At 53.8% G+C, this 23,675-nt stretch carries 25 protein-coding genes, 1 tRNA gene and 1 riboswitch; of the genes, 9 read left to right on the top strand and 17 right to left on the bottom strand.

The genetic code is table 11. The annotated features are described in order from the left end of the window. Window positions 1-4 precede the first annotated feature (4 nt). From tmk to AURUGA1_RS06580, 3 genes are read left to right on the top strand one after another with little or no spacing between them, the layout of a single operon-like run. Window positions 5-625 carry a dTMP kinase gene (tmk, locus tag AURUGA1_RS06590; protein ID WP_114129414.1) on the top strand — a complete coding sequence of 207 codons (621 nt, stop codon included), beginning with the start codon at window positions 5-7 and terminating at the stop codon, window positions 623-625. Between the two features lie 39 nt (window positions 626-664). After that, on the top strand, window positions 665-1,834 hold the full coding sequence (locus AURUGA1_RS06585; RefSeq protein ID WP_114129413.1) for a DNA polymerase III subunit delta': 1,170 nt from the start codon (window positions 665-667) through the stop codon (window positions 1,832-1,834). Beyond that, complete coding sequence (locus AURUGA1_RS06580) at window positions 1,831-3,345, top strand: alpha/beta hydrolase (RefSeq protein ID WP_114129412.1); 1,515 nt, start codon at window positions 1,831-1,833, stop codon at window positions 3,343-3,345. Before AURUGA1_RS06585 ends, AURUGA1_RS06580 begins: the two co-directional genes overlap by 4 nt. Here AURUGA1_RS06580 and AURUGA1_RS06575 read toward each other — a convergent pair. Together AURUGA1_RS06575 and AURUGA1_RS06570 are read right to left on the bottom strand one after the other, a co-directional pair. Next, window positions 3,342-4,109, bottom strand: coding sequence for a M48 family metalloprotease (locus AURUGA1_RS06575; protein WP_114129411.1), 768 nt, complete (start codon window positions 4,107-4,109; stop codon window positions 3,342-3,344). The genes AURUGA1_RS06580 and AURUGA1_RS06575 overlap by 4 nt on opposite strands. A 6-nt stretch (window positions 4,110-4,115) precedes the next feature. Then, the gene (locus AURUGA1_RS06570; RefSeq protein ID WP_114129410.1) at window positions 4,116-4,475 is read right to left on the bottom strand and encodes a BlaI/MecI/CopY family transcriptional regulator; all 360 of its coding nucleotides are present in this window, start codon (window positions 4,473-4,475) and stop codon (window positions 4,116-4,118) included. Between the two features lie 89 nt (window positions 4,476-4,564). Here AURUGA1_RS06570 and AURUGA1_RS06565 point away from each other — a divergent pair, with 89 nt between their 5' ends. The 5 genes from AURUGA1_RS06565 to AURUGA1_RS06545 all read left to right on the top strand — a co-directional run bounded on the left by AURUGA1_RS06565 (window position 4,565) and on the right by AURUGA1_RS06545 (window position 8,720). Then, on the top strand, window positions 4,565-5,119 hold the full coding sequence (locus tag AURUGA1_RS06565) for a copper chaperone PCu(A)C (protein WP_162784084.1): 555 nt from the start codon (window positions 4,565-4,567) through the stop codon (window positions 5,117-5,119). A 29-nt stretch (window positions 5,120-5,148) separates the two neighbouring features. After that, window positions 5,149-6,387 carry a Dyp-type peroxidase gene (locus AURUGA1_RS06560; protein WP_114129408.1) on the top strand — a complete coding sequence of 413 codons (1,239 nt, stop codon included), beginning with the start codon at window positions 5,149-5,151 and terminating at the stop codon, window positions 6,385-6,387. Beyond that, the gene (locus AURUGA1_RS06555; protein WP_114129407.1) at window positions 6,384-6,974 is read left to right on the top strand and encodes a copper resistance protein CopC; all 591 of its coding nucleotides are present in this window, start codon (window positions 6,384-6,386) and stop codon (window positions 6,972-6,974) included. The genes AURUGA1_RS06560 and AURUGA1_RS06555 overlap by 4 nt, the downstream gene beginning before the upstream one ends. A gap of 44 nt (window positions 6,975-7,018) precedes the next feature. Continuing rightward, window positions 7,019-7,094: transfer RNA gene (locus AURUGA1_RS06550), tRNA-Thr, on the top strand. A gap of 153 nt (window positions 7,095-7,247) precedes the next feature. Continuing rightward, window positions 7,248-8,720: an NAD-dependent succinate-semialdehyde dehydrogenase gene (locus tag AURUGA1_RS06545; protein WP_114129406.1), complete on the top strand. Its 1,473-nt coding sequence runs from the start codon at window positions 7,248-7,250 to the stop codon at window positions 8,718-8,720. A 55-nt stretch (window positions 8,721-8,775) separates the two neighbouring features. Here AURUGA1_RS06545 and AURUGA1_RS06540 read toward each other — a convergent pair whose 3' ends face one another. From AURUGA1_RS06540 to AURUGA1_RS06470, 15 genes are all read right to left on the bottom strand, one after another. Continuing rightward, window positions 8,776-10,716, bottom strand: a complete 1,941-nt coding sequence (locus tag AURUGA1_RS06540) for an ABC transporter ATP-binding protein (protein ID WP_114129405.1) — start codon at window positions 10,714-10,716, stop codon at window positions 8,776-8,778. 10 nt (window positions 10,717-10,726) lie between these two features. Continuing rightward, window positions 10,727-11,086, bottom strand: a complete 360-nt coding sequence (locus AURUGA1_RS06535; RefSeq protein ID WP_114129404.1) for a hypothetical protein — start codon at window positions 11,084-11,086, stop codon at window positions 10,727-10,729. A 13-nt stretch (window positions 11,087-11,099) separates the two neighbouring features. Beyond that, the gene (ribH, locus tag AURUGA1_RS06530) at window positions 11,100-11,573 is read right to left on the bottom strand and encodes a 6,7-dimethyl-8-ribityllumazine synthase (RefSeq protein WP_114129403.1); all 474 of its coding nucleotides are present in this window, start codon (window positions 11,571-11,573) and stop codon (window positions 11,100-11,102) included. Continuing rightward, on the bottom strand, window positions 11,570-12,853 hold the full coding sequence (gene ribB, locus AURUGA1_RS06525; RefSeq protein ID WP_114129402.1) for a 3,4-dihydroxy-2-butanone-4-phosphate synthase: 1,284 nt from the start codon (window positions 12,851-12,853) through the stop codon (window positions 11,570-11,572). Before ribB ends, ribH begins: the two co-directional genes overlap by 4 nt. Window position 12,854: 1 nt before the next feature. Beyond that, complete coding sequence (locus AURUGA1_RS06520) at window positions 12,855-13,481, bottom strand: riboflavin synthase (protein ID WP_114129401.1); 627 nt, start codon at window positions 13,479-13,481, stop codon at window positions 12,855-12,857. A gap of 3 nt (window positions 13,482-13,484) precedes the next feature. Then, window positions 13,485-14,522, bottom strand: coding sequence for a bifunctional diaminohydroxyphosphoribosylaminopyrimidine deaminase/5-amino-6-(5-phosphoribosylamino)uracil reductase RibD (ribD, locus tag AURUGA1_RS06515; RefSeq protein WP_240187355.1), 1,038 nt, complete (start codon window positions 14,520-14,522; stop codon window positions 13,485-13,487). Between the two features lie 95 nt (window positions 14,523-14,617). Further along, a riboswitch (FMN riboswitch) is annotated at window positions 14,618-14,759 on the bottom strand. A 75-nt stretch (window positions 14,760-14,834) separates the two neighbouring features. Continuing rightward, window positions 14,835-15,848: a tryptophan--tRNA ligase gene (trpS, locus tag AURUGA1_RS06510; RefSeq protein ID WP_114129400.1), complete on the bottom strand. Its 1,014-nt coding sequence runs from the start codon at window positions 15,846-15,848 to the stop codon at window positions 14,835-14,837. 6 nt (window positions 15,849-15,854) lie between these two features. Then, a complete protein-coding gene (locus AURUGA1_RS06505) occupies window positions 15,855-16,694 on the bottom strand; it encodes an exodeoxyribonuclease III (RefSeq protein WP_114129399.1) in 840 nt (279 codons plus the stop codon). Window positions 16,695-16,710: 16 nt separating this feature from the next. Beyond that, window positions 16,711-17,616: a YihY/virulence factor BrkB family protein gene (locus tag AURUGA1_RS06500; protein ID WP_114129398.1), complete on the bottom strand. Its 906-nt coding sequence runs from the start codon at window positions 17,614-17,616 to the stop codon at window positions 16,711-16,713. Window positions 17,617-17,688: 72 nt separating this feature from the next. Next, window positions 17,689-17,964, bottom strand: a complete 276-nt coding sequence (locus AURUGA1_RS06495) for an HPr family phosphocarrier protein (RefSeq protein ID WP_114129397.1) — start codon at window positions 17,962-17,964, stop codon at window positions 17,689-17,691. Beyond that, complete coding sequence (locus AURUGA1_RS06490) at window positions 17,957-19,075, bottom strand: PTS fructose transporter subunit IIC (protein ID WP_371412354.1); 1,119 nt, start codon at window positions 19,073-19,075, stop codon at window positions 17,957-17,959. The genes AURUGA1_RS06495 and AURUGA1_RS06490 overlap by 8 nt, the downstream gene beginning before the upstream one ends. 80 nt (window positions 19,076-19,155) lie before the next feature. Further along, the gene (locus AURUGA1_RS06485) at window positions 19,156-19,587 is read right to left on the bottom strand and encodes a PTS fructose transporter subunit IIB (RefSeq protein WP_114129395.1); all 432 of its coding nucleotides are present in this window, start codon (window positions 19,585-19,587) and stop codon (window positions 19,156-19,158) included. Further along, window positions 19,587-20,036, bottom strand: a complete 450-nt coding sequence (locus AURUGA1_RS06480) for a PTS sugar transporter subunit IIA (protein ID WP_114129394.1) — start codon at window positions 20,034-20,036, stop codon at window positions 19,587-19,589. Before AURUGA1_RS06480 ends, AURUGA1_RS06485 begins: the two co-directional genes overlap by 1 nt. After that, entirely contained in the window at window positions 20,033-21,019 is a 987-nt protein-coding gene (locus AURUGA1_RS06475; RefSeq protein ID WP_114129393.1) for a 1-phosphofructokinase family hexose kinase, read from the bottom strand. The genes AURUGA1_RS06480 and AURUGA1_RS06475 overlap by 4 nt, the downstream gene beginning before the upstream one ends. Further along, window positions 21,016-21,777, bottom strand: a complete 762-nt coding sequence (locus tag AURUGA1_RS06470) for a DeoR/GlpR family DNA-binding transcription regulator (RefSeq protein ID WP_114129392.1) — start codon at window positions 21,775-21,777, stop codon at window positions 21,016-21,018. Before AURUGA1_RS06470 ends, AURUGA1_RS06475 begins: the two co-directional genes overlap by 4 nt. 226 nt (window positions 21,778-22,003) lie before the next feature. On the opposite strand from AURUGA1_RS06470, the gene ptsP reads away from it, so the two are divergent. Beyond that, entirely contained in the window at window positions 22,004-23,647 is a 1,644-nt protein-coding gene (gene ptsP, locus AURUGA1_RS06465) for a phosphoenolpyruvate--protein phosphotransferase (RefSeq protein ID WP_114129391.1), read from the top strand. Window positions 23,648-23,675 lie beyond the last annotated feature (28 nt).

Here is a 23,675-nt window from a genome sequence, read left to right as displayed (position 1 = left end):
CTTCATGGCCGGGTTGTTCATCACCTTTGAAGGCGGAGACGGTTCGGGCAAGTCCACTCAGGCAGGCCTGTTAGCTCAGTGGTTGACCGAGCAAGGTCGCACTGTCGTTCGCACCCGCGAGCCTGGCGGCTCTGAGGTTGGTGTGGAGATTCGCAACCTCGTGTTACACCATCGTGGACACATTGATCCTCGAGCTGAAGCCTTGCTCTATGCCGCAGATCGCGCCCAACACATCGCAACAGTGGTCCGGCCAGCCCTTGAGCGCGGTGAAATTGTTATTCAAGATCGTTACTTTGATTCCTCTGTTGCGTATCAAGGCGCTGGACGAGTCTTGGATGCAACCGAGGTTCGGGACCTCTCGTTGTGGGCAACAGAAAGTTTGCTGCCGGACGTCACTGTGCTTTTGGATTTGGACGAGAATGTTGCACAAACCCGACTGGATGCTGCAGATAAACCTTTTGACCGTTTGGAGAGCGAGAAGGCAGAGTTTCACTCCCGAGTACGAGCGGGCTTCCTTGCCTTAGCTCACGCTGAACCGAAAAGGTTCCTTGTACTCGATGCGACGCAACCGATTGGCGAGTTAGCCTTGGCTATTCGAACTCGAGTTAGCCAAGAGCTCAGCTAGCGCACAGGTGCTGTCAGCTCCTGGCGGTAGCCTTGAACTATGACAGTGTGGGATGACCTCGTTGGCCAACAAGAGGCCATAGAAGTTTTCCGTGCTGCATCCCTTGCGGAACTGGCCAGCTCTGCTACACACGATTCTGCGATGACGCACTCGTGGCTCGTGACAGGCCCTCCGGGTTCTGGGCGCTCCAATCTTGCTTATGCGTTTGCCGCGTCTTTGCTCTGTCGCGAGGGGGGATGTGGTGATTGTTCTGATTGCACTCAAGTCGCTGCCCGCACACACCCAGATCTTTCTTCGCTGACCACTGAACGTGTGATTATCTCTATTGATGAGGTTCGCGCACTGGTGCAAAGCTCACAGTATTCACCAGCGGTCTCCAGATATCGCGTCATCGTGATCGAAGATGCTGATCGAATGGCTGAGCGCACCTCCAACGTCCTGTTGAAGGCACTTGAGGAACCACCTGAGCGCACAGTATGGATTTTGTGTGCACCTAGTGAAGCCGACCTGATTCCGACAATTCGTTCGCGGGTTCGCTCTGTTCGTTTGCGTGTGCCCAGTGTTGAGGATGTGGCGAAATTGATTGCCGCACGCGATGGTGTTGATGCTCAGACTGCAGAGCGAGCTGCCCGGCACGCACAATCTCACATCGGGATGGCTCACCGCTTAGCCACCAATCCTGAAGCTGCTGCGAGGCGAGAAGAAACAGTCCGTCTGGCATTGAATGTGATGACCGTTCGTGAGGCAGTGATGGCTGCAGCGCGCATGATTGAGATCGCAACAGATGACGCCAAAGCAATCACTGAAGAACGTGATGCTCAAGAACTCGAGCACTTGCGTAAATCGATGGGTATTGCCGAAGGCGACGCTGTTCCAGCAAATCTGCGCAGTCACGTCAAAGGTTTAGAAGAGCAGCAAAAACGCCGCGCAACACGAAGCTTGCGCGATGGATTGGATCGCATTCTTGTGGACCTGCTCTCGGTCTACCGGGACGTCTTGCGGATCCAACTGGGTGTCAACGAAGATCTCATCAATGTTGAGTTTGAAACCGAACTCCGCGCTGCGGCCGCAGCACGTCCGTCCGAGGACACCTTGGCAACTATGGAAGCAATAGCCCAAGCACGAGAACGCATTGACTCTAATGTTTCACCTGCGCTTGCTATGGAGGCGTTACTGATTCGTGCTTCGCGATCTGAAGTATCCGTATGAGAATTTCTCTGCGACTGACAGCACTTGTTGCCACTCTGACAGTGACGTTGTCCGCATGCTCTGCGCCGGTGGTCCCTAAACCTTCTTTACCTCCAGAGAGTATCCCAACCGAGTATGCGCCGTTTTATAACCAGGACATCTCTTGGCAGGACTGCTACGAAGCGATGGAGTGCGCGGTTGCTAAGGCGCCTATTGACTGGAGCAACCCTCAAGGTCAGACACTGGAACTGGCGATGGTGCGACATGTTGCCTCCAGCACCGACCGCCTCGGTTCTCTGTTCGTGAACCCTGGAGGACCGGGCGCTTCGGGCGTGGATCTCATTGCAAATTCTCTGGACTATGCGGTGAGTAAAGACGTTCAAAAGAACTACGACGTGATTGGTTTTGATCCTCGAGGTGTCGGTCAATCCACCCCAGTGACATGTGTTGACTCAGATGCCGAAATGGATGAATATCTCTACGGCTTTATCAATGCTCCTCGCGAATCGCCTGAATGGTTTGCTGAGAGGGCCGCGGCAACACAAGCTTTTGCCCTGGATTGCGCGGAAAAAACTGGAGCACTGTTAGGACATGTTGACACTCTCAGTGCGGCACGTGATCTCGATATGCTGCGCTATCTGGTCGGTGATCGTCAGCTGAACTACCTGGGATATTCCTATGGAACTCTTCTGGGCGCGATTTATGCAGAAACTTTTCCAGGTAATGCCGGGCGCATGGTTCTCGACGGGGCACTTAACCCAGCCTCGTCCAGTTTTGATGTCACCGTGACACAGGCGCAGGGTTTCGAGGCCGCCTTGCGGGCATATCTTGCCGACTGCGTGACTCAATCATCTTGTCCTTTTACTGGCACCGTCGACCAGGCGATGACCACCATTTCACAGCTGCTGTCACAGCTTGATAGAAAACCACTTGAAGCTTCTGACGGCCGCCTTCTAGGTGCTGATGCCATGGTCACTGCCATCATTGCACCGCTCTATGACAAAGAAGCTTGGGGCTATCTTTCCGATATTTTCTCCGCGGTAAATGAAGGCGATGCAGATCCTGCATTCGCAGCGGCAGATTGGTATTACAACCGCTCCGATGCGGGTGTTTATGGAGATAATTCCACGGAAGCTTTCATCGCTATCAACTGCCTTGATTACCCAACTGAAAGCGATCAATCCCAGTGGGCACGCAACGCTGAGAAGTTGAAATCAGTTGCTCCCGTGATTGGCCCTTATTTGGCGTGGGGCGAGCAGTCCTGTGCCTCATGGCCAGCACCTGCGGTGTTGGGCCCCGGTGAAGTCTCAGCTTCAGGCTCCGGGGACATTCTTGTCGTTGGGACAACGGGAGATCCAGCAACTCCGTATCGTTGGGCACAGGAGCTTGCCGCCCAGTTGGACCGTGGTCATCTCATCACCTATGTAGGCGAGGGCCACACGGCTTATAACAAGTCCAACTCGTGTGTGAAGGATGCCGTCGATTCTTTCCTACTGAGAGGAACAGTTCCACCGAGAGATTTACGGTGCTAAGCACGCAGTCGTGCTACGCGTTCTTCAATCAGGGCAGAGTCACCAAAGGCAGCCACGAGGGCATGTGAAACAACCTCAGGGCCATACTTTTTTGCTGCTTCATCATCAGCAATAAGCTCCGTTGCGATTCGAGTTGCCTGAGCCATTCGAGCACTCGCGGAAAATCCGGGTGCCACTGCTACTGCTAAGACTCCAGCTTCACGTATGGCCTGGTGATGTTCATTGATGTGTGTTTGTTCATGAACGAGTGCAGCTGCTAATTCACTGGGAGAGAGAGCCTGCATCAATCCCGTGCTCGCCACGATGGTGTGCGCCGATGGGATTGCCATCAATATGTTTTCTGGCACATCTATGACGTGAACACTGTGGCCATCAATTGTGTGATGTTGTGAACTTGTGGAAATCATGCTCCATTGCGACAACAATTCTGCTCGAGCAGTCCGGAGTTCACCCACCGCAGCAATGAGGCGAAAGAGCAAGATACCCAGGGCAGCTAACGCAATCCAGCCAAAGACGTGATCCAGGATGGGAATAATGATTCGGGCATAGTCAGGATCTTCAACATGTTGTTCGAGAGCACGACTAACCAAGCCACCGAGGGCGAGGATGAGGGAAATTCCTGCAACTCCCAGCGAAGCAAGCCAGGCAAACAGAACAAACCGGGGATGCTTATTCATCAGCTGAGGGTCAATAAGCACTCTCGGAGCTACCAACGTGACTATGGCGTATACGCCAAAGAGAATCACGATTGTCTGAAGAGACATGCTCAGTTAGGAATTATCGATTGCTTTACGCAGGAACGCTCGATCATCCTCAGAGAGGGTCCCGGCGAAATGAAGTAACGCCGCCATGTGGTCATCAGCACTGAGCAAAGCGTTCTTCATGAGTCCAGTGACGTGATCGACTTTGTTGGATGTCGCAGAGAACACGAAACTACGTCCACCTGATGCGGATTTACTAACTTGGCCTTTGGCGCACATTCTGTCGAGTACGGTAATCAAAGTTGTGATTGCCGGAATATTCTCGGAGAATCTCGCCTGCACGTCTTTAGCAGTGAGTCCTGTTTCAGAGGCCCAGAGGATGTCCATGATGGCTGCCTCTAGCTCTCCTCGATTGCGAGAAGGGGTCATTCTCTCTCCCACGTTGCTTATTCTACGTTATGTAGAATAATATGAATCTTCTACGTTACGTAGAATACACCCGTCACAAAGGAACTCAAGTGAGCACAACAACTTTCCCCATCAAGCGCGGTCTCTCACTGGCCAGCATTATCGTTGCGGCTTTGGCTTTAGTCGGCTGCGCACCAGCAACGCCAGAACCCGTCACCCCCAGCGCAACCGATGTGTGGGTCAAAGCAGTACCAGAACTGATGGACGGCATGGCAATGACTGGAGTCTTCATGACTTTGGAAAATCCCTCTGACGAAGACATCACTCTTGTCGGTGCGACAAACACCACTGAAGGTTTGACGGAATCACCACTTGAGGTTCACGAGGTTGTCAAGAATGATGCTGGCGACATGGTGATGCAAGAAGCCAAGGGTGGAATTGTTATTCCTGCCAAGGGTTCAGTAACTCTCAAGCCAGGTGGTTACCACGTGATGTACTGGGATCTCCTCAAGCCCATTCCTGTTGGAAGCACAATTACCTTGACGCTTGAATTCTCCAACGGAACAACTCTGCCCATTGAGGCAATTGCTCGTGAAATTGCAAACGCAAATGAAACCTACGACCCTGAAGCAGATGCCGAAGGTTCGATGGAAATGAGCCACTAGCTCTCAGCTGACTCTGATAAGCAGGACACATGTCAAAGTTTTCTTCATCAGAAACACAGGAACCTCGCCGTGCCGTGTCACGGCGAGGTTTCCTTGTTTCCGCCGGGCTTGCCACCGGAGTTGCTGCAGTTGGGGTGGGAACGGGATACACGGTAGCTCAAGCTCAGGCCGCACAGAGGGCAGCCTCGGGAGAGCTGGGGCAAGAAAAAGTTCCGTTTTACGGAAAACACCAAGCAGGAATTGAGACACCTCCTCAGGCGTATGGAACATTTCTGGGCTGGAACCTGAAACCCTCGACTGACCGTGAGGGTGCTATTCGGATGATGAGACTGCTCACCGATGATGCTGCACGGCTTACGCAGGGCGTACCGGCATTGCCAGATAACGATCCCTATCTTGCACTCAACCCTGCACGATTAACTGCAACGTTTGGTTTTGGGCCGAGCTTCTTTACCAAGCTGGGCTTGGAGTCCAAGATTCCCCATGGCTTTGCTGAACTTCCAGCTTTCTCCATTGACAAGCTTCAGTCCGAGTATTCCGGTGGCGACTTAGTCATTCAGGTGGGGTCAGATGATCCGCTAACGCTTTCACATGCTGTCCGTCAACTCACAAGAACAGCACGCAGTTTCGCCACAATTATCTGGTCACAAAGCGGATTTACTTCTACCCCAGGCGCAAAACCTGACGGACAAACGGGAAGAAATCTCTTCGGCCAAGTTGATGGAACAGTTAATCCCCGAACTTCGGAAGAGTTTGATGCTCAAGTTTGGGCGCAGGGGAAACCAAGTTGGTTTGACGGTGGTACATCTCTGGTGCTGCGACGTATCGCAATGAACTTGGATACCTGGGACAAGCTGGATGAGGGAAGTAAGGAACTTTCTGTCGGACGCAAACTCTCAAACGGAGCCCCCCTGACAGGAGTCAATGAATTTGATCCACCGAACCTTGCGGCGAAATCCGACAATGGTTTGCCGGTCATTCCTTCTTTTGCTCATCTGCGTCGTGCCCGAACCGATGATCCAACCCAGAAGTTCCTTCGTCGACCGCTGAACTACGACGAAGGAATTAACTCCGACGGTTCACCGAACGTTGGGTTGCTCTTTGCTGCATACATGGCAGACATTGGTCACCAGTTTGTTCCTGTGCAGCAACGCTTGGCTGACCTAGACTTACTGAATACTTGGACTATCCCCATAGGCTCAGCTGTGTTTGCATTACCGCCAGGCTGCCAGCCGGGAGGATTTATTGGAGAAGGATTACTGTCATGATTCGTCGTTTTAGCGCAGTGTTAGTCGCCATGCTGTTGAGTATTGCTGCTGTTCTTGGTTTCTCCAGTGTTGCCTCGGCGCACAGTGATGAATTTCTCTCTGTCCCCGCAAACGGTGCCGTAGTTTCTGATGTCAGTGAACTGCAATTCACGTTCGTTGAACCTGTTGAGCAGAGCTTTCCACCAGAGGTTGTGTTGACCGCTTCAGACGGAACTGGTTTTGAACTTGGTGCTCCAACCTTTGACGCAACAGGGGCAACGATGACAGTTCCGATTGTTCAGGGCGCCTTGCCTAACGGAAGTTACACCGCTGTTTACCGCATTGTTTCCATCGATGGCCACCCTGCTTCGGGTCAGGTTGATTTCTCGGTCGAGGGTTCTGTAATTGAACCCGCACCGGTTGAAACCCCCATGCCCGTTGAGGAGCCTGTAGTCACCGAAGACATGTTGCGCACCACATCGGTTCAAGATCCTGCTGCAGCTCAAATACAACTAGTTTTGGGTATCACCGCAGCCGCATCAGTTGTGTTAGCTCTTGTCATTGTGTTTATGGCGATGCGTCGCCGTCGTAACTCGCAGAGCAAATAAACAAGCTACTAAGCTAGATACTTGTTCCGCCTGAGGCGGTTCACGCCGCCTTAGCTCAGTTGGTAGAGCGATTCCCTCGTAAAGAATAGGTCGCGGGTTCAATTCCCGCAGGCGGCCCCACGTAACGTCAGTTCTTCTCCCGCACTTCTCCCTTCTCTGGTTTTGCGGGGACAACATCCTGGCATTTCTTGTATTATCGTTTGAGTCCTAACGACCTCTTTATTTCGTACCCATTTTGGGAATAGAATAAGGAATTCGTAGAAAAGGTGAAGAATGTCAACGATTTCCGAATCAGAACTGCTTGCACAGGTACCATCTCAGTTGTACATCAACGGTCAGTGGGTTGATGCTGAAGGTGGCAAGACGGTTGCCGTGCACGACCCGGCAACAGGTGCTGTGTTGAAAAACATTGCCGATGCGTCACCTGCAGACGGAATGAAAGCACTCGACGCTGCCGTTGCAGCACAGGATGCGTGGGCAGCAACTCCTCCACGGGTACGGAGTGACATTCTCCGCAAAGCTTTTGATCGTGTGCAAGAACTCAAGAATGAGTTTGCACTTCTCATGACACTCGAGATGGGTAAGCCCCTGGCGGAAGCCATCGGTGAAGTCAACTATGGCTCGGAGTTCCTTCGTTGGTTCAGCGAAGAAGCAGTGCGCATTACTGGTCGCTACGGCACTAACCCTGAAGGCACAGGTCGCACCATCGTGACCCACATGCCAGTCGGTCCCAGCTACCTCATCACGCCGTGGAACTTCCCACTGGCCATGGCAACGCGCAAGATTGCTCCTGCATTAGCTGCCGGTTGCACGGTCGTAGTGAAGCCAGCAACTCTAACGCCACTCACAACTCTCTATTTCGTCAAGATCTTAGAAGAGGTTGGTGTTCCCGCTGGTGTGGTAAACGTCTTCACGACATCCACCACCGCAGCTGTATCTGACCCCATAGTGACCGACAAACGTCTACGTAAGCTTTCCTTTACTGGTTCCACCGGCGTTGGCCAGTCGTTGATGAAGCTCGCAACTGAAAACATGTTGCGCACCTCGATGGAACTTGGCGGAAATGCTCCATTCCTGGTCTTTGAAGATGCTGATCTCGATAAGGCCGTTGATGGCGTCATGATTGCCAAGTTCCGTAATATCGGGCAGGCCTGCACCGCAGCTAACCGTGTCATCGTCCACGAGGCTGTCGCAGAAGAATTTGCCAAGAAGGTTACCGAGCGTGTGAAGTCAATGAAGGTTGGCCGCGGCACCGAAGAGGGCGTCAGCATTGGTCCACTGATTGATGAAAAGGCTGTGGCCAAAGCAGATGAACTTGTTCAGGACGCTGTTGCGAAGGGTGCAACTGTGCTCACCGGTGGTCAAGCAATTGAGGGTGTGGGAACCTTCTATGAGCCCACCGTTCTCACCGGTGTCACGCCTGGTGCAGACATCATGACAGAAGAAATCTTTGGTCCGGTGCTCTCAATTACCACCTTCTCAACGGAAGAAGAGGGGATCAAGATCGCTAACGACACCGAATACGGTCTCATCGGCTATGTCTACACCGAAGATTTCCAGCGAGGTCAGCGTCTGATTGAGAAACTACAGACCGGCATGATGGGCCTCAACGCTGGAGTGATCTCCAACGCTTCAGCACCATTTGGTGGTGTCAAGATGTCCGGTTTGGGACGCGAAGGTGGTTTTGAGGGTATCAACGAGTACCTCTCGGTGAAGTACACCATGACTCCCAATCCTTTTGCCTAAGTTTCAAACACATAAGGAATCCCCCTCGGAAGGAGGGGGATTCTGTGTTTATTGACTAGACCAATAGCTGGTGTTTGGCCAGGTTTTTATATAGCGGAGTTGTCCTTACGAGTTCGGAATGTGTTCCCGTTCCGACAACAGCACCGTTTTCCAGCACAATAATCTGATCGCTATCAACGACTGTGGAGAGGCGGTGCGCGATGATGATCAGCGTGCGATCTTGTGCAACACGGTCAATTGCCTCACGCATGAGCTGCTCGTTTGCCCCATCCAAGCTTGAGGTGGATTCATCCAACAACAGAATGGGTGGTGCAGCTAACAGGGCGCGAGCAATCGCCAAGCGTTGACGTTCACCACCGGAGAGCATGACACCTTCTTCACCCACGGGAGCATCCAAGCCAAGGGGGCTGCGCTCGAGGACAGAGGTGAGGTTTACATCGGCCAAGACTGCGATGCACTCCTCATCTGTTGAGTCGGGTGAACCCAGCAATAGGTTATCTCGCAGGGAGCCGGCAAGCACTGGAGCATCCTGTTCGACATAGCCAATCTGTGCACGCAAATCTTCACGCTCGAGTGCCTTGATATCGACACCCCCGACACGAATCTCGCCCGAGCTAGGGTCATAGAATCTTTCGATCAAACCCAGGATGGTTGATTTACCAGCACCAGAGGGTCCGACGAGAGCGGCACGAGTTCCGTGTGCAACGCTAAAGGAAACTCCCTTGAGGATCTCGGGAGCCTCAGTAAGGGGCTTCGCTTCCTCGGCGAGAGCTTCACCTGCTGCGCCACCAGCTTTGATTCGTGCTTTCTCAGCACGAGACATTTTGGCGGTGGGATCGGTCGTACTCTCATCTTCCTCAACGGGAAGCACCAGCACAGGATACGAGAAGCGAACGTCCACAAACTCCACTGCGATGGGGGAGTTCTTCACTGCGCCGCGTGCACCGTTATCTAACGTTGCCAGGGGAGCAAGTTCACGATCGAACTCTCCTTCACTGGGCAGGGCAATGATTTCTTGAATACGCCCGAGAGCACCCAGTGCTGAGTTCACTGAGGTGATCGCACCAAAGGCTTGCCCTAGCGGCATGATCATCATGAATAAAAACAAGATGAATGTCACCAAATTAGCTACCGTGATGGCCCCCGAAGCAACGCGGAAACCACCCACGCCGAGTACGGTGAGGAACGCTACCTGCATGGCGATTCCAGCAACAGGGACAACAAGAGCTGAAATCTTGGCAACCTTGATGCCCATGCGCCACGCGCCCTCGGCCTCATCATCAACGACCTTGATTTCTCGATCTGTTGCATTGGCGGCACGCACGGTGCGCACGGCAGAAATAGCTCGCTCCACAGAAGCAGCAAGTTCGCCTACTTTAGCTTGAGCTTTTCGGCTTGCGACGCGAATACGACGAGAGAGAACAGTAACGATGATGATCGCGCTGAAGACCACCAAGACGGTCAGTCCCAACAAAACGGGGTCAATAATGGCCATCGCAATGATGGCTCCAATGAACGTCAGTGAACCTCCAATGGCTTCAACAAGACCCTGGGTCAAGACGGCACGGAGCAAAGTTGTGTCACTACCCACGCGTGAAACAAGGTCACCGGTTCGCCGGGTATCAAATTCGCTAATCGGTAGCCGCAGAATTCGCGCCACGAGGCGACGCCTGGAGGAAAGAACCACTCCCTCACCGGTGCGCTGAAGGAGGTAGTGCTGGTAGCCATTAATCAGCGCAGAGGCAACAACAAGGCCGATCAGCAACCACACGAGGTTGCCCATGAGCTCACCGGCGCTCACGCGGTTGATTACTTGACCAACCAGTAAAGGCTGAGCCAAGGATGCGGCCGCCCCCAATACGCTGAGCACAATAACGAAAGAAAGAACCTTTTTGTGTTCAAGCAAGTAGGGCATCAACTGCCCAAAGCTGGCTTTGGGTGCAGTTGAAGAATTTTCAGGGGCCGATGAACGACGACCCATGCGGGGTGAGCTCATCAGGTCCTAGCTACCAGGCGACAGCGAGAATAACGTTGAGCAAGGTCAGACCACCGATGGTCCATAGTGCCCATGAAGGTGCAACCTCACGCTTGCGGAATACGAGGGCCAAGACAATGATCACAATGAGCACAGACAGCTTCACGGCAATCTTGGTGTTGTTGACCTCTTCGCCTTCAATGAGGCCGGCAGAGTAAATACCTGTCAGTGCGACACCGGTCACCAACTGTGTGTAGGCACCATCGAGCATGCCGCGAACAACGCGACCCTTACCCTTGGCGATGTCTTTGATCTGAAGCAGGAATGCACCCAAAAGGTAGGACAGACCAATGAAGTGAAGGATGACGAGGATTGTGACTAAAAGTTCCATATCCTCAGCCTAGCTACTTGTTCCGAATCTTTCGAAGGGTAACTGCTGTTTCCAAGGCGGCGAGTGCCGCTTCTTGACCCTTATCTTCTGTGGAATCGGGTAGTCCAGCTCGGTCGAGACCCTGTTGTTCATCATCCAAGGTGAGCACTCCAAAGCCAACAGGCTTTCCGGTATCGAGTGCCACACGGGTGAGTCCTGAGGTTGCTGCATCGGAGACAAACTCAAAGTGGGGGGTGCCACCACGAATGATGACTCCCAGAGCAACAACAGCATCTGCACCGGCATCCAAGACTGCTTTACACACCACAGGAAGCTCAAAACTTCCTGCCACGCGCACAAGTGAATGCGATGCGCCGCTTGCCTCAATGGTGCGCTGGGCAGATGCAATCATCGCATCAGTGATGACGTCATGCCACTGCCCGGCAACAATAACAATGTTCAGTCCTGTTGCATCAACAGAGATTGTGGGGGAGCCTGCTCCACTCATGCGGTGACCTCCTTGGCGGCGACAGCTGGTTCAATTGCTGGAAGGATGCCAGGTAACTGGTGTCCCATACGGTCGCGCTTCACGTTGAGGTAACCAGTGTTGAACTCACCTAGACCAACGATCAGAGGAACCAGGCCGTTAATTCTGATTCCATATTTTTCGAGTTGACGCTGTTTTTCAGGGTTGTTGCTAAGCAAGCGAACTGATCGAATTCCCATATCTGAGAGCATTCGCGCTGCAGCGGTGTAATCGCGCGCATCAGCAGGGAGGCCTAATGCGAGGTTGGCATCAAGGGTATCCAAGCCTTGTTCTTGAAGTTGGTAGGCCTTGAACTTGTTCACCAGGCCGATACCGCGACCCTCTTGACCACGCATATACAGCACCACACCACCGTTGGGGTCGGCTTCAATCATGCGCAATGCTTCATCGAGCTGCGGTCCACACTCACATTTGAGTGAATGCAGAGCTTCACCGGTGAGACATTCAGAGTGAACGCGAACAAGAACGTCTTCACCGCCGGGGTTTCCTGCCACGATAGCGACGTGGTCAGTGCCGGTGGTGCGATCGCGATATCCGCGCATACGGAAGGTGCCATTTTCGGTGGGGACGTTTGTCTCCACTTCAAATACGACACGGTCCTTATCCATCTCTCCCTCAATACGCGCAGGGAGAGGATGAGCTTCTAGGTAGTTGATCAGTGCGGCCACAGTGGTCAGCGGCATGTTTTCTTTGTCAGCGAGTTTTTCCAAGCCGGGCATGCGCATCATGTCGCCATCTTCATCAACGATTTCCGCTATAACACCAACAGGAGAAAGACCTGCCATACGGAGAAGATCGACGGCTGCTTCAGTGTGTCCTGGGCGTTCAAGAACACCACCATCAACAGCACGAAGCGGAAGAATGTGTCCAGGGCGAATCAAGTCGTGGGAGACGGAGAGTGGGTTCGCAAGAACGTTGAGTGTGAGCGCACGATCTGATGCACTAATTCCTGTCGTGACTCCGTGAGCGGCATCCACAGTGAGCGTGTATGCGGTCTTGCGTGTGTCTTGGTTGTGTTCAACCATGATGGGCAAGTTGAGGCGGTCTGCCACGTCGCGTGACATGGGGGCGCAAATCAAACCGGAGGAGTTTTTTACGATCCACGCAATGGATTCTTTGGTGGCGAACTCTGCCGCCATGATGGCGTCGCCCTCATTTTCGCGGCCTTCGTCATCGGCCACAAGCACGATGCGTCCAGCCTTGAGAGCTTCAAGAACTTCGGGGATGGGTGTCAGAGCCATGTTAGGCACCTACATTCTGTTGGGGAAGGAAGGCCAGCATGCGTGCGACCTGTCGGGCAATAATGTCTGTTTCGAGGTTGACTGCATCGCCAACGGCACGAAGGCCAAGCGTGGTCACTGTGAGTGTTTCTGGAATGAGAGAAACTTCAAACCATTGGTCGGATTCTGAAGGGTCACTGATGTTGCTCACAGTGAGTGAAACACCATCAACGGTGATGGACCCTTTATCTACCAATAGGGGAGCAAGCTCTCTACTGAGGCTAAAGCGAATTACTGTCCAATCCTCGCTAGGAGTAATGGAGAGAACCACTGCGGTTCCATCCACATGACCTTGCACGATGTGGCCGCCCAGGCGACTACCAAGCTCAGCAGCGCGTTCGAGGTTAACCGCCAAGCCCACCTGTGCGCCACTAAGGGTAGACATATCGAGGGTTTGTTGCATCACATCAGCGGTGAACGAGGTGGCATCGTGTTCGATCACCGTCAGACACACTCCGCTAACCGCTATGGAATCACCCTGCTGGGCTCCAGAGAGTGCTTTCTGTCCGGTGACTGTGAGTCTCACCGCATCTGGCAAAGTTTCTATTGCGGTAATTGTTCCGCGTTCTTCAATCAGGCCAGTGAACATGGTTTAGGCCCCTTTCCTGAGTGGTTTAGCAGTAATCAAAATGTCTTCACCCAAGTTCTCAATTGAGCTCACCTCAAGATCGATACGTTCAGACAGGGTGGATACTCCGAGATCTCCCAGGGCAAGCTTGTCGCCGCCAAGCAACACAGGTGCTTGGAAGATGTAGAGACGATCGGCTAACCCCTGCGCAATGAATGCACTGGCCAAGGTGGGGCCACCTTCGACATAGACAGTTCGAATACCTTGGTCGAACATTTCACTTAATGCGCCATGCAGGTCATTGTGGCCAATCACGAGAGGTTCGAGAGGGTGCTGATAAATCTGAGCATCTCCAGGAATCTGACGTTTCCCGATAATGACAGGAATCGGTTGGTGCTCGTGAAGATCGCCAGAGGTGGTGCGCGCAGTAAGAGAAGGGTTATCTGCCAAAACCGTTCCTGTTCCCACGATGATGGCATCTGCTGCAGAACGCTGCAGATGAACACGCTCGCGCGATTGTGGACCAGAAATCCATTGGCTCGTACCATCAGCTGCTGCAGCACGGCCATCAAAACTAGACGCCCACTTCACAGTGACGTGGGGACGGTGTAAGCGAGCTGCCAGCATCCACTCTTCGAGAAGTTCTTCCACTTCCGCTTCGAGCAAGCCACCAACAACCTCAATAGCTGCGTCACGCAGACGCTGTGCCCCGCCAGAGGAGTCATGACCTGGGTCTGTAGCGGCGTACACAACACGTCCTACGCCAGCCTCAATCAAAGCCTGTGCACAAGGACCCGTTCTGCCGGTGTGGTTACAGGGCTCCAAGGTGACCACAAAGGTTGAGCCTTTCGCCTGTTCTGGCGTGAGCTGGCTTAACGCATCTACTTCAGCGTGAGCTGTGCCGGCACCACGGTGCCACCCCTCGGCAATAATCTCTCCAGCAGGGTTGAGCACAACGCATCCCACCTGGGGATTCACGCCATAGTGTGGGCCGTTCCCGGCAAGCACGATGGCACGACGCATAGCGGCCTGTTCGGCCTGCGTGGTGTCTTTTTCGTTCATCTACCGGGTGCTCTCTCTGAATTAGAGGCATGCTTCGGGTAGACGGGTGCCAAAATGACATCCGAACTGGGCAGGGGTCACTGACTACACCTACCCCGCGCGTTCTCCCATCCGGACTTTAACCGTCGGTTTCGGAATTTCACCGAATCAACCTCATCCTCCAGCCGGGTGGCTTTTGCATGAGGGTCGCGGACTTTCACCGCCGGCTCAGATTTTCACTGACCCCGAAGCGCGTTGCTCTAGATAACAGTCTACTCCCTAGAGTTATTCCCACCTAAGGCTGGGGTGTGAATTCGCTGAGAGCGTGCGAGGCTAGCCGTGGTAGCGGGGGAGTAAACCGATGGCGTCATAGACCTTCGTCAGGGTCCTATCTGCCACTTCAGAGGCACGATCAGCGCCCTGACCTAACAGTCGATCCAGCTCAGCGGGATCAGATAACAGTTCGTTCGTGCGCTCGCGGATGGGAGTAAAGCTCGCTGTGATCTGCTCGGCAAGATCTTTCTTGAGAGCTCCGTAGCCACCGCCTGCATACTCATTGACCAGGTCATCAATACTGCGACCTGACAGCACAGAGAAAATCGTGAGCAAGTTTGCTACACCGGGCTTATTCTCCCGGTCAAAGCGAATCTCACCATCAGCATCTGTGACAGCACGCATGACCTTCTTTGCCGTGACAGCGGGGTCATCCATGATTTTCAACAGACCAGCTTCTGTCTCGGCCGACTTGGACATCTTGGCTGTGGGGTTTTGTAGGTCAAAGATTTTGGCAGTCTCTTTGAGAATATAGCCTTCAGGAATCGTGAAGGTTTCACCAAAACGTGCATTGAAACGCGTGGCGAGGTCACGAGTGAGTTCCAGGTGCTGGCGTTGGTCTTCACCTACGGGAACAACGTTTGCTTGATATGCAAGGATGTCCGCTGCCATGAGGATGGGGTATGTAAACAGACCCACCGAAGCTGCATCAGCACCCTGCTTCGCAGACTTGTCCTTGAATTGCGTCATGCGGCTTGCTTCACCAAATCCGGTGATGGTGTTGAGCACCCACGCAATTTGGGTGTGTGCCTGTACGTGAGACTGAATGAACAACGTTGATTTGTCGGTGTCGATTCCGGCAGCAATGTACTGTGCGGCAGTGGAGCGGGTGCGCTCGCGAAGTTCTGCAGGGTCCTGAGGAACCGTGATGGCGTGGAGGTCAACAACGCAGTAAAAGGCATCAAATTCATCCTGCATGGTCACCCAGTTACCCAACGCACCGATGTAGTTTCCAAGGTGCAACGAATCGCTCGAGGGTTGCATGCCGGAGAGAATGACAGGTTTGTTACTCATGATGTCCTAGAGGTTGTAATCGACAACAACGGGAGTGTGATCTGACCAGCGAGTGTCGTAGGTGTCTGCGCGATCAACACTGTAATTCGAGGCAAGGGCAGCCAAGGCTGGTGTTGCTAAATGGTAATCAATACGCCAGCCCGCATCGTTATCGAATGCTTGCCCACGCCAGGACCACCAGGTGTAGGGGCCAGGCACGTCGCCGACTGCTTGGCGGCCCACATCAACCCAACCAAGGCCGGTCCCAGTGGAACCGTCAGGACCGGTGACAATCTCACCCTTGGGGCCCATAAAGCGATAGAAGTAGGCGCGTTCTTCGGGTAGGAATCCTGCCCGCTTGACGTTGCCTTTCCAGTTCTTGATATCAAGCTCGGTGTGGCCGACGTTGAGATCTCCCACGACCAGTGCGTAGGGAGTGTGTGCTTCGAGCTCGGGTAGGCGCTCTTGCATCGCCTCTAAGAACTTGAACTTCTCTACCTGTTTGGGGGTGTCTACCTCGCCTGAGTGAACATAGGTACTCACCACAGTAAGAATCTTGTCGCCAATTTTGTAGTCTGCTTCAAGCCAGCGACCTGCTGTATCAAAGTCGTCAGCACCCAAGCTGACGCGGTGAATCTCTGCACTGCTGCGACTGGCCAAGGCAACCCCTGCACGACCCTTCGCACTGGCGGCATCATGCAGAATGTTCCATTCGGGACCCAATAGCTCAGCTAGATCTTCGGTAGATGCACGCACTTCTTGCAAGGCAAGAATGTCAACATTGCGACTGGAAAGCCACTGGTCCATTCCCTTCCGGAAGGCGGCACGAACGCCATTGACATTGACGGTGGCGATGCGTACAGACATGGTTTCAAGTCTAGGGCTAGTCAGAGGAGTGACGGTGGGGAACAATCCACCCTAAGTCTCGAACTTCTACCTGTTCGTCTTGCATGCTCAATGCAACCCAGCTGGTCGCAAACAAATAAATTCGAGAGGCGAAATTGAAGTAGATCAGCAACCCGATAAACACAGTAAAGCTTGCTAGGAGGGGGTTGCTGTCTGTTCTTGTCAAAATGAACGAGCCTGCAACCTTCAACAGTGTCAATGCCAGTGCGCCGAGAAGCACCCCATCTCGTAGATTGCGAAGTGGAATGGGAACGCCACTGAGAACATTCATCATCAGAGCTAACATCACCACGTCAAAGAAATAAACGATGACCAAACCGCCAATTTGAAAAGCTATTTTCCCCCACCCGTTTTCATCGATGATTCCAATCGCGGGGAAGATGAGGTTTGCCAGATTGGTGACAACCACCGTCAGTGCTGCCGTGAGAACTACAAAGATTCCATAACCCAATGCCAACACCAGGTCATAGAGCTTGAGCAGAACGAAATTCAATCTGGATGGTGGCAAAGCGAAAATGGTACGGACCGCCGTGCGCACATAATTGAGCCAATTTATTGCGGTGTACAAGACCACTAAAACGGCAATTCCACCAGTCCACCCCAGGCTCGTAGCTGAATCAAGAACATGTGGATCAATAGGTCCGCCTGATCGAATTAGGTCGGGGATTTGAGTATTGATGAAATCGATGATGGCGTTCTTGAGTTCGGGTCTCTCGTGGAGGTAAATCCCGCTCAGGCTAAATCCAACCCACACAGCAGCAAAGGTGGCAAATAACGCCTGAAATGACATACCTGCCGCCAGCAGGTTTCCTCCTGCGGCGCTGTAAATCTTGTAGACACGATAGGGGCGTCGCTGTTGCGCCCACACCAGTGCCTTTTTCATACCTGTCAGCTTAAAGGGAAAGGCCCGTGGATTCCTTATCGGAACCCACGGGCCAAAGAGCCCTGCTAACGATTAGTCAGCATCGAGGTCAGACGTGAGCAGGCTAGCCAGCTCGTCTGCAATGGCCTCAGCGTTGTCGCCTTCGACATCGAGCACGATTTCTTCACCGTGTCCAACTGCCAGAGCGAGTACCGAGAGGATGCTTGCACCGTCTGCGTCATCACCGTTTGATTTGGTAATCGTCACATTGTGACCGGTTGCTGCCACTGCCTGCACAAAAGTGCTGGCGGGGCGAGCGTGCAGTCCCACACGCGAACCAACGGTGACTGTTCTCTGAGCTTTAGGCAACTGCTTCCTCCAGCTCCTCGTCAGATACACCAGGCTTGATGTTCTTTGCGACGAGAACGAGGAGAGCGGTAACGACGGTACCGATAGCAATAGCTACCAGGTACATTGGCCAGTTACCTACGAGGCCGAATACCCACAGACCACCGTGAGGTGCGCGAAGGGTGCAGCCAAATGCTCCAACGAGAGCACCTGCAGTTGCAGAACCGATCATGATCGAAGGAATCACACGGATGGGGTCAGCAGCAGCGAAGGGGATAGCACCTTCGGTGATGAAGGATGCACCAAGAACCCATGCAGCCTTACCGTTTTGACGCTCAGCGTTCGAGAATGCGCTCTTGCGGAGAACAGTCGCGAGTGCGAGACCCAGAGGAGGTGTCATACCTGCAGCCATAACGATAGCCATCACAACGAAGCGAACGTCGTCGTCAGCAGCGGTTGCGCCGGCCTCAGTAAGACCAGCTGCTGCGAAGGTGTAAGCCACCTTGTTGACGGGACCACCCATGTCGAAAGCCATCATGAGACCGAGAACGATACCTAGGAGGATAACGCTTCCACCGGAAAGACCGGTCAACCAAGCGTTGAGCGAGTCCATGAGAGCCTTCAGTGGACCACCGAGGATGACAAGCATCAAACCACCGGTGACGAAGGTTGCGATCAAAGGAATCACAACAACAGGCATCATGGGGCGGAACCAGCCAGCAACCTTGAGGCGGCTGAGCCAGAGTGCGACGAAACCTGCGAGGAAACCGGTGATCAGACCACCGAGGAATCCGGCGCCAACGGTACCAGCGATGGCACCACCAACGAAACCGGGAGCAAGACCTGGACGGTCAGCAATTGCGTACGCAATAAAACCTGACAGCACGGGTACAAGGAAGCCGAAGGTTGCTGCACCAACGGCGAACATGACGTAGGCCCAGTCGTGTGCCGACAGTGGGTTGAAGCCCGCTGCCAGGAACTCTCCCTGGTCCTGGTAAACGATGTCATAACCACCGATTGCGAACGACAGAGCGATAAGGATACCGCCGGCCGCCACGAAGGGGATCATGTAGGAAACACCGGTCATCAGCCATTGGCGGATGCGTGTTCCTGTTCCTGAATTACTAGACAATTGTGGCCTCCAATGCCTCATTGCATTTTTATTTGTATTACTGAACCTGCCGTCTCAGCAGGAACTCTGTGGGGAATCTGCTACTTGCTTCCGAAGAGGCGACCAAAGAAACCAGGCTTGTCACCAGAGTCCTTTTTGGGTGCTTTTTCGGCTGCAGGAGCAGCTTTCGGTGCTGCGGGTGCAGCTCCGCCATCCTTGGGAAGGGTGGCGATGGATGACACAGCCTGAGCAACGACGCCTTCTGCGTCTGCAAGAGCCTTGCTCACACCGATCTGAAGAAAAGGCTTACCGTTGAAACGTGAACGGTCCTTGACCTCAAGATCGGTAGCGAAGATGACAACATCAGCTTCGTCAATCGTGGACTGCTTCATGGGGGATGAGCCTGCAGAACCCTGAGTCTCTACAGTGATCTCGTAGCCAGCCTTCTTGGCCGCCTGCTCGAGAGCCTCAGCTGCCATGTAGGTGTGGGCAATACCCGTGATGCAGGATGTTACTGCGACAATTTTGGTCATTATTGCTGTACCTCTCGGGTGATAATCGCTGCGATCTCGGCACCAGAGTTGGCGTCGCGCAGGGATTGACGGAAGTCTTCGTGCACAAGCTTGCGAGCCAGCGCAGCGAGGATGTGGAGATGCTTGTCATCTGCACCATCTGGTGCAGCGATCAAGAAGATCAAGTGTGCGGGTCCATCAGCTGCACCAAAGTTCACGCCGTCAACGCTCGTAGCGACGGCAACTGAAGGTACGGTGACGTGAGCCGAACGTGCGTGAGGAATGCCGATGCCCCCAGGAAGTCCGGTCGCCATCTGTTCTTCGCGGGCGCGAACATCGGCGAGGAAACCATCGAGGTCGGTGACTCGGCCGTCGTTGGCGAGCTTCACAGCTAACTGACGGGTTGCGTCTTCTTTGGTTTCGGCAACAAGACCAACGATGACGATGTCCTCGGTAGTTAGTGCACTCATACGTGGAGCTCCTTAATTGCGGTGGTGTGGCTTGGATTAACAACAGTGTGAACTGCCGTAATAGTAATGTCTTTTGGACCTGGAACCGTGGTGGCAGGCAACTGCACGGCGGCCGAGCCCCAAGCGACAGCTGTTGAGATACGAGCAATATCGCCAGCTTCAGAGTCAGATTCTTCTTCCGAAAGTGAGACATCAGCACTGAGATATCCGGCGAGTGTGCTGTCTCCTGCACCGACAGTGCTTTCAGGAGTAACAGGTTCGTGGCCAGCCCAGATGCTTCCGCGGCTGTTCACGAGCAAGGCCCCGTTTTCGCCCAGGCTCACCACTATGGCGGCATCTGGGTTGCCAAGCATGGTCTTGGCAAAGTCAACAACATCTCCGACGGTGGGAAGCTCGCGGCCCGCTAATTCTTCTAACTCTTCGTGGTTAGGTTTCATCACATCGGCTACACCCGCGTGTGCAATTTCCTTGAATGCAGAGCCGGAACTGTCTACTGCGAAACGCACACCGTGTTCGTGAGCGAGCTTGCCCAACGCAGCATAGAAGGAGCCATCCAGGCCTGGAGGCAAACTTCCTGCAGCAACGAGCCACTCTGGTTGGGCTTCCAGCAGGCCAGCAATCTGGGCCAGGAGTGAAGAGACTTCTTCTGCAATGAGTAAGGGGCCAGTCTCATTAATCTTGGTTGTGTCGCCCTGAGCATCAACGATGGTGATGTTCTGGCGAACCTCATCATTGATTCGAGTGGTGATGGTGTGGATTCCAGATTCAGTCAGGGCCTTTTCAATCCAGACACCTACAGAGGCATCTGCGGGAAAGACAGCGGCAGTGTCGACGCCGTTTTTGTGCAGGGCACGAGAAACGTTAATTCCCTTGCCAGCAGGGTCTTTGTGCTTGCTGGTTGAACGGTTCACTTCACCCTGCTCAAACTTCTCAACCTCAAGGGTGAGGTCCAAGCTGGGGTTAGCGGTCACAGTGATGATCATGCCACCACCACATCTGGGCCAGACATTTCGATTTCGAGTAAGTGCTCGTTGTCGATATTGCTATCGGTGATGACCGTATCAATCCGGCTCATCGGTGCAACGTGGCCAAAATCTTCACGTCCAAACTTAGTGTGGTCCGCAAGCACGACGGTGCGTCGTGCTGCATCGACGAATGCACTCTTGATGCGCGCTTCTTCCAAGTCGGGAGTAGTGAGTCCACGTTCAGGTGTGAGCCCGTTGATGCCGAGAAAGGCAACATCAACGGAGAGGGATTTCAAAGCATCTTCTGGCCAAGACCCAACCATGGCCAAGGTGATGGGGCGAACGTGACCGCCAAGGAGATGCAGCTGAATGTTGGGTCGAGTGGCCAAAACTGCAGCAATGGGGATGGAGTTGGTGACAACAGTGAGTTCGATGTCTTGGGGAAGGAGCGCGGCAAGACGTGCGGTGGTTGTTCCCGCGTCCAAGATAATGGAGCCGCCTGCGGGAATTTCGGAGAGCGCCATCCGTGCAATGCGTTCTTTTTCTGCGGAGAGAACACCTTCGCGATAGGTCACGTCGGGTTCGACACTGAGGCGGTCCACTGGGATAGCTCCACCGTGTGCACGGTGCAAGAGGCCTCGTCGTTCTAAGACGGTGAGATCACGACGGATTGTTTCGGGAGTGACATCAAGTTCTTCCGCGAGAGTGCGGACTTCCACACGACCTGCGTGACGCGCCTTAGCCAAAATGGCCTGGTGGCGTTCAGGTGCGTACATGGGACTCCGTCGTCGAGGTATTTCTGTTGAGAACCAACAGAAATGTTTGTTTATCTTTTTTTACTCCCGATTCCACTTGTTTGTCAACCCAAAACGGGGGTATCGTTGTGTTTGTGCCCGTTTTTGTGTGGGCCAACCACATACTTGGGCACGACGTGCCTCGTTATCCTTGAATTCTGAGGGTGACAATTTAGGTCTTTATCCCTCTTGATTACTAGGAGCAGCAATGGAGCTCACCGGAATTGGCGTCGGACGCGGCATTGCCGCAGGCCCCATCAAACGGATGCCCGAGCCCCTAGCGGAACCAGCTGATATCCAGCGCACAGCAGATGCTGAAACAGAAATTGCGGCCGCACAACACTCTCTTGCTGAAGTAGGCCAATGGTTGCGTGAGCGTGGTGTCAAGGCCGGCGGTGAAGCCAAGGACGTTCTTGACGCACAAGCACTGATGGCCGGCGACCCTGCATTGGCAAAAGATATTGCCAAGCGGATCGAATCGGGCAAAACCGCAGAGCGTGCCGTCTTTGACGCCTTCTCTTCTTTCCAGAAAATGCTCGAAAGCATGGGCGGCTATATGGGAGAACGAGCTGCCGATTTAGCTGATGTGGCTCAGCGCGTTATTGCCTCACTGCGTGGGGTACCCGCACCAGGTGTTCCAGAATCTGATGAACCTTTCATCCTTGTCGCTCACGACCTCGCCCCTGCGGACACAGCCCTTCTTGACTTCACCAAGGTCTATGCCTTGGTCACGCGTGACGGTGGTCCCACCTCACACACCGCCATCCTCGCGCGAGCAAAATCTATTCCCGCCATCGTGGGCGTGGGCGCCGGTGCTGTAGAACTAGCTGAGGACACTCTCGTTGTTGTCAACGCAGGAACCTCCACCATCACTGCGGGCGTGAGCCAGGCAGAAGTTGAGGCAGCTCTGATCAAGCGTTCCGAATGGCTGGAGGCATCCAACGCTCCCATCACTGATGGGGCGCTCAAAGACGGTCACAAGGTTCCCTTGCTGGCAAACCTGGGCTCACCTAAAGAAGCAGCTGGAGCTCTCGCTCTCGGGGCCGAAGGTGTTGGCCTGTTCCGCACTGAATTCCTCTTCCTAGATTCACAAACAGCCCCTACCGTCGCAGAACAAGAAGCCCAATACACCGAACTACTTGAAGCATTCCCGGGTAAAAAGGTTGTTGTTCGTGCGCTCGATGCTGGTGCAGATAAGCCTCTGGCATTCCTCAACGCAGACAAAGAAGAAAACCCAGCACTGGGACTTCGTGGACTACGTGCCCTGCGTGTGAAAGAGAACATTCTTCGCGATCAACTCACTGCACTAGTCAACGCACAAAACAAAACAGAAGCAGATCTGTGGGTCATGGCTCCCATGGTTGCTGATGCGGAGGAGACCGACTACTTCGTTGGACTGTGCCGTGAACTGGGACTTCGTGTTCCTGGTGTGATGGCTGAAGTTCCTTCACTCGCCTTGGTCGCAGACCAAGTATTGGAATCTGCTGACTTTGTGAGCATTGGCACAAATGACCTCACTCAGTACACCATGGCTGCTGACCGCATGCTCGGCTCAGTAGGTTCCTACCAAGACCCCTGGCACCCTGCAGTGCTTCGATTAATCAAGCAGCTCGGTGACGCTGGTAAAGCAACAGGCAAGCCCGTGGGTGTCTGTGGCGAAGCTGCGGCTGACCCCAACCTCGCCATAGTTCTTGTTGGTCTTGGTGTCACCACCTTGAGTATGACTCCAGCTGCTCTGGCTGATGTGCGTGCAGCGCTTCTCACTGTCACGCTCGAGGAAGCACAAGCACGTGCAGCACGAGCGCTGAGTGGTCGAACTGCAGCACAGGCTCGCAAACTCGGCAGCGAATAAAGCTTCTGCAGGGGAGACGACCTGCAGA

The organism is Aurantimicrobium sp. MWH-Uga1, assembly GCF_003325955.1.
Lineage (GTDB): Bacteria > Actinomycetota > Actinomycetes > Actinomycetales > Microbacteriaceae > Aurantimicrobium.
The sequence above is the reverse complement of the archived record's forward strand: the minus strand, read 5'-3'. Positions and strand labels throughout refer to the sequence as shown.

Bases quoted from the DNA above. Each gene is read 5' to 3' on its own strand.
- tmk (WP_114129414.1), top strand. From the start codon at position 5: ATGGCCGGGTTGTTCATCACCTTTGAAGGCGGAGACGGTTCGGGCAAG.
- AURUGA1_RS06585 (WP_114129413.1), top strand. From the start codon at position 665: ATGACAGTGTGGGATGACCTCGTTGGCCAACAAGAGGCCATAGAAGTT.
- AURUGA1_RS06580 (WP_114129412.1), top strand. From the start codon at position 1,831: ATGAGAATTTCTCTGCGACTGACAGCACTTGTTGCCACTCTGACAGTG.
- AURUGA1_RS06575 (WP_114129411.1), bottom strand. From the start codon at position 4,109: ATGTCTCTTCAGACAATCGTGATTCTCTTTGGCGTATACGCCATAGTC.
- AURUGA1_RS06570 (WP_114129410.1), bottom strand. From the start codon at position 4,475: ATGACCCCTTCTCGCAATCGAGGAGAGCTAGAGGCAGCCATCATGGAC.
- AURUGA1_RS06560 (WP_114129408.1), top strand. From the start codon at position 5,149: ATGTCAAAGTTTTCTTCATCAGAAACACAGGAACCTCGCCGTGCCGTG.
- AURUGA1_RS06555 (WP_114129407.1), top strand. From the start codon at position 6,384: ATGATTCGTCGTTTTAGCGCAGTGTTAGTCGCCATGCTGTTGAGTATT.
- AURUGA1_RS06545 (WP_114129406.1), top strand. From the start codon at position 7,248: ATGTCAACGATTTCCGAATCAGAACTGCTTGCACAGGTACCATCTCAG.
- AURUGA1_RS06540 (WP_114129405.1), bottom strand. From the start codon at position 10,716: ATGAGCTCACCCCGCATGGGTCGTCGTTCATCGGCCCCTGAAAATTCT.
- AURUGA1_RS06535 (WP_114129404.1), bottom strand. From the start codon at position 11,086: ATGGAACTTTTAGTCACAATCCTCGTCATCCTTCACTTCATTGGTCTG.
- ribH (WP_114129403.1), bottom strand. From the start codon at position 11,573: ATGAGTGGAGCAGGCTCCCCCACAATCTCTGTTGATGCAACAGGACTG.
- ribB (WP_114129402.1), bottom strand. From the start codon at position 12,853: ATGGCTCTGACACCCATCCCCGAAGTTCTTGAAGCTCTCAAGGCTGGA.
- AURUGA1_RS06520 (WP_114129401.1), bottom strand. From the start codon at position 13,481: ATGTTCACTGGCCTGATTGAAGAACGCGGAACAATTACCGCAATAGAA.
- ribD (WP_240187355.1), bottom strand. From the start codon at position 14,522: ATGAACGAAAAAGACACCACGCAGGCCGAACAGGCCGCTATGCGTCGT.
- trpS (WP_114129400.1), bottom strand. From the start codon at position 15,848: ATGAGTAACAAACCTGTCATTCTCTCCGGCATGCAACCCTCGAGCGAT.
- AURUGA1_RS06505 (WP_114129399.1), bottom strand. From the start codon at position 16,694: ATGTCTGTACGCATCGCCACCGTCAATGTCAATGGCGTTCGTGCCGCC.
- AURUGA1_RS06500 (WP_114129398.1), bottom strand. From the start codon at position 17,616: ATGAAAAAGGCACTGGTGTGGGCGCAACAGCGACGCCCCTATCGTGTC.
- AURUGA1_RS06485 (WP_114129395.1), bottom strand. From the start codon at position 19,587: ATGACCAAAATTGTCGCAGTAACATCCTGCATCACGGGTATTGCCCAC.
- AURUGA1_RS06480 (WP_114129394.1), bottom strand. From the start codon at position 20,036: ATGAGTGCACTAACTACCGAGGACATCGTCATCGTTGGTCTTGTTGCC.
- AURUGA1_RS06475 (WP_114129393.1), bottom strand. From the start codon at position 21,019: ATGATCATCACTGTGACCGCTAACCCCAGCTTGGACCTCACCCTTGAG.
- AURUGA1_RS06470 (WP_114129392.1), bottom strand. From the start codon at position 21,777: ATGTACGCACCTGAACGCCACCAGGCCATTTTGGCTAAGGCGCGTCAC.
- ptsP (WP_114129391.1), top strand. From the start codon at position 22,004: ATGGAGCTCACCGGAATTGGCGTCGGACGCGGCATTGCCGCAGGCCCC.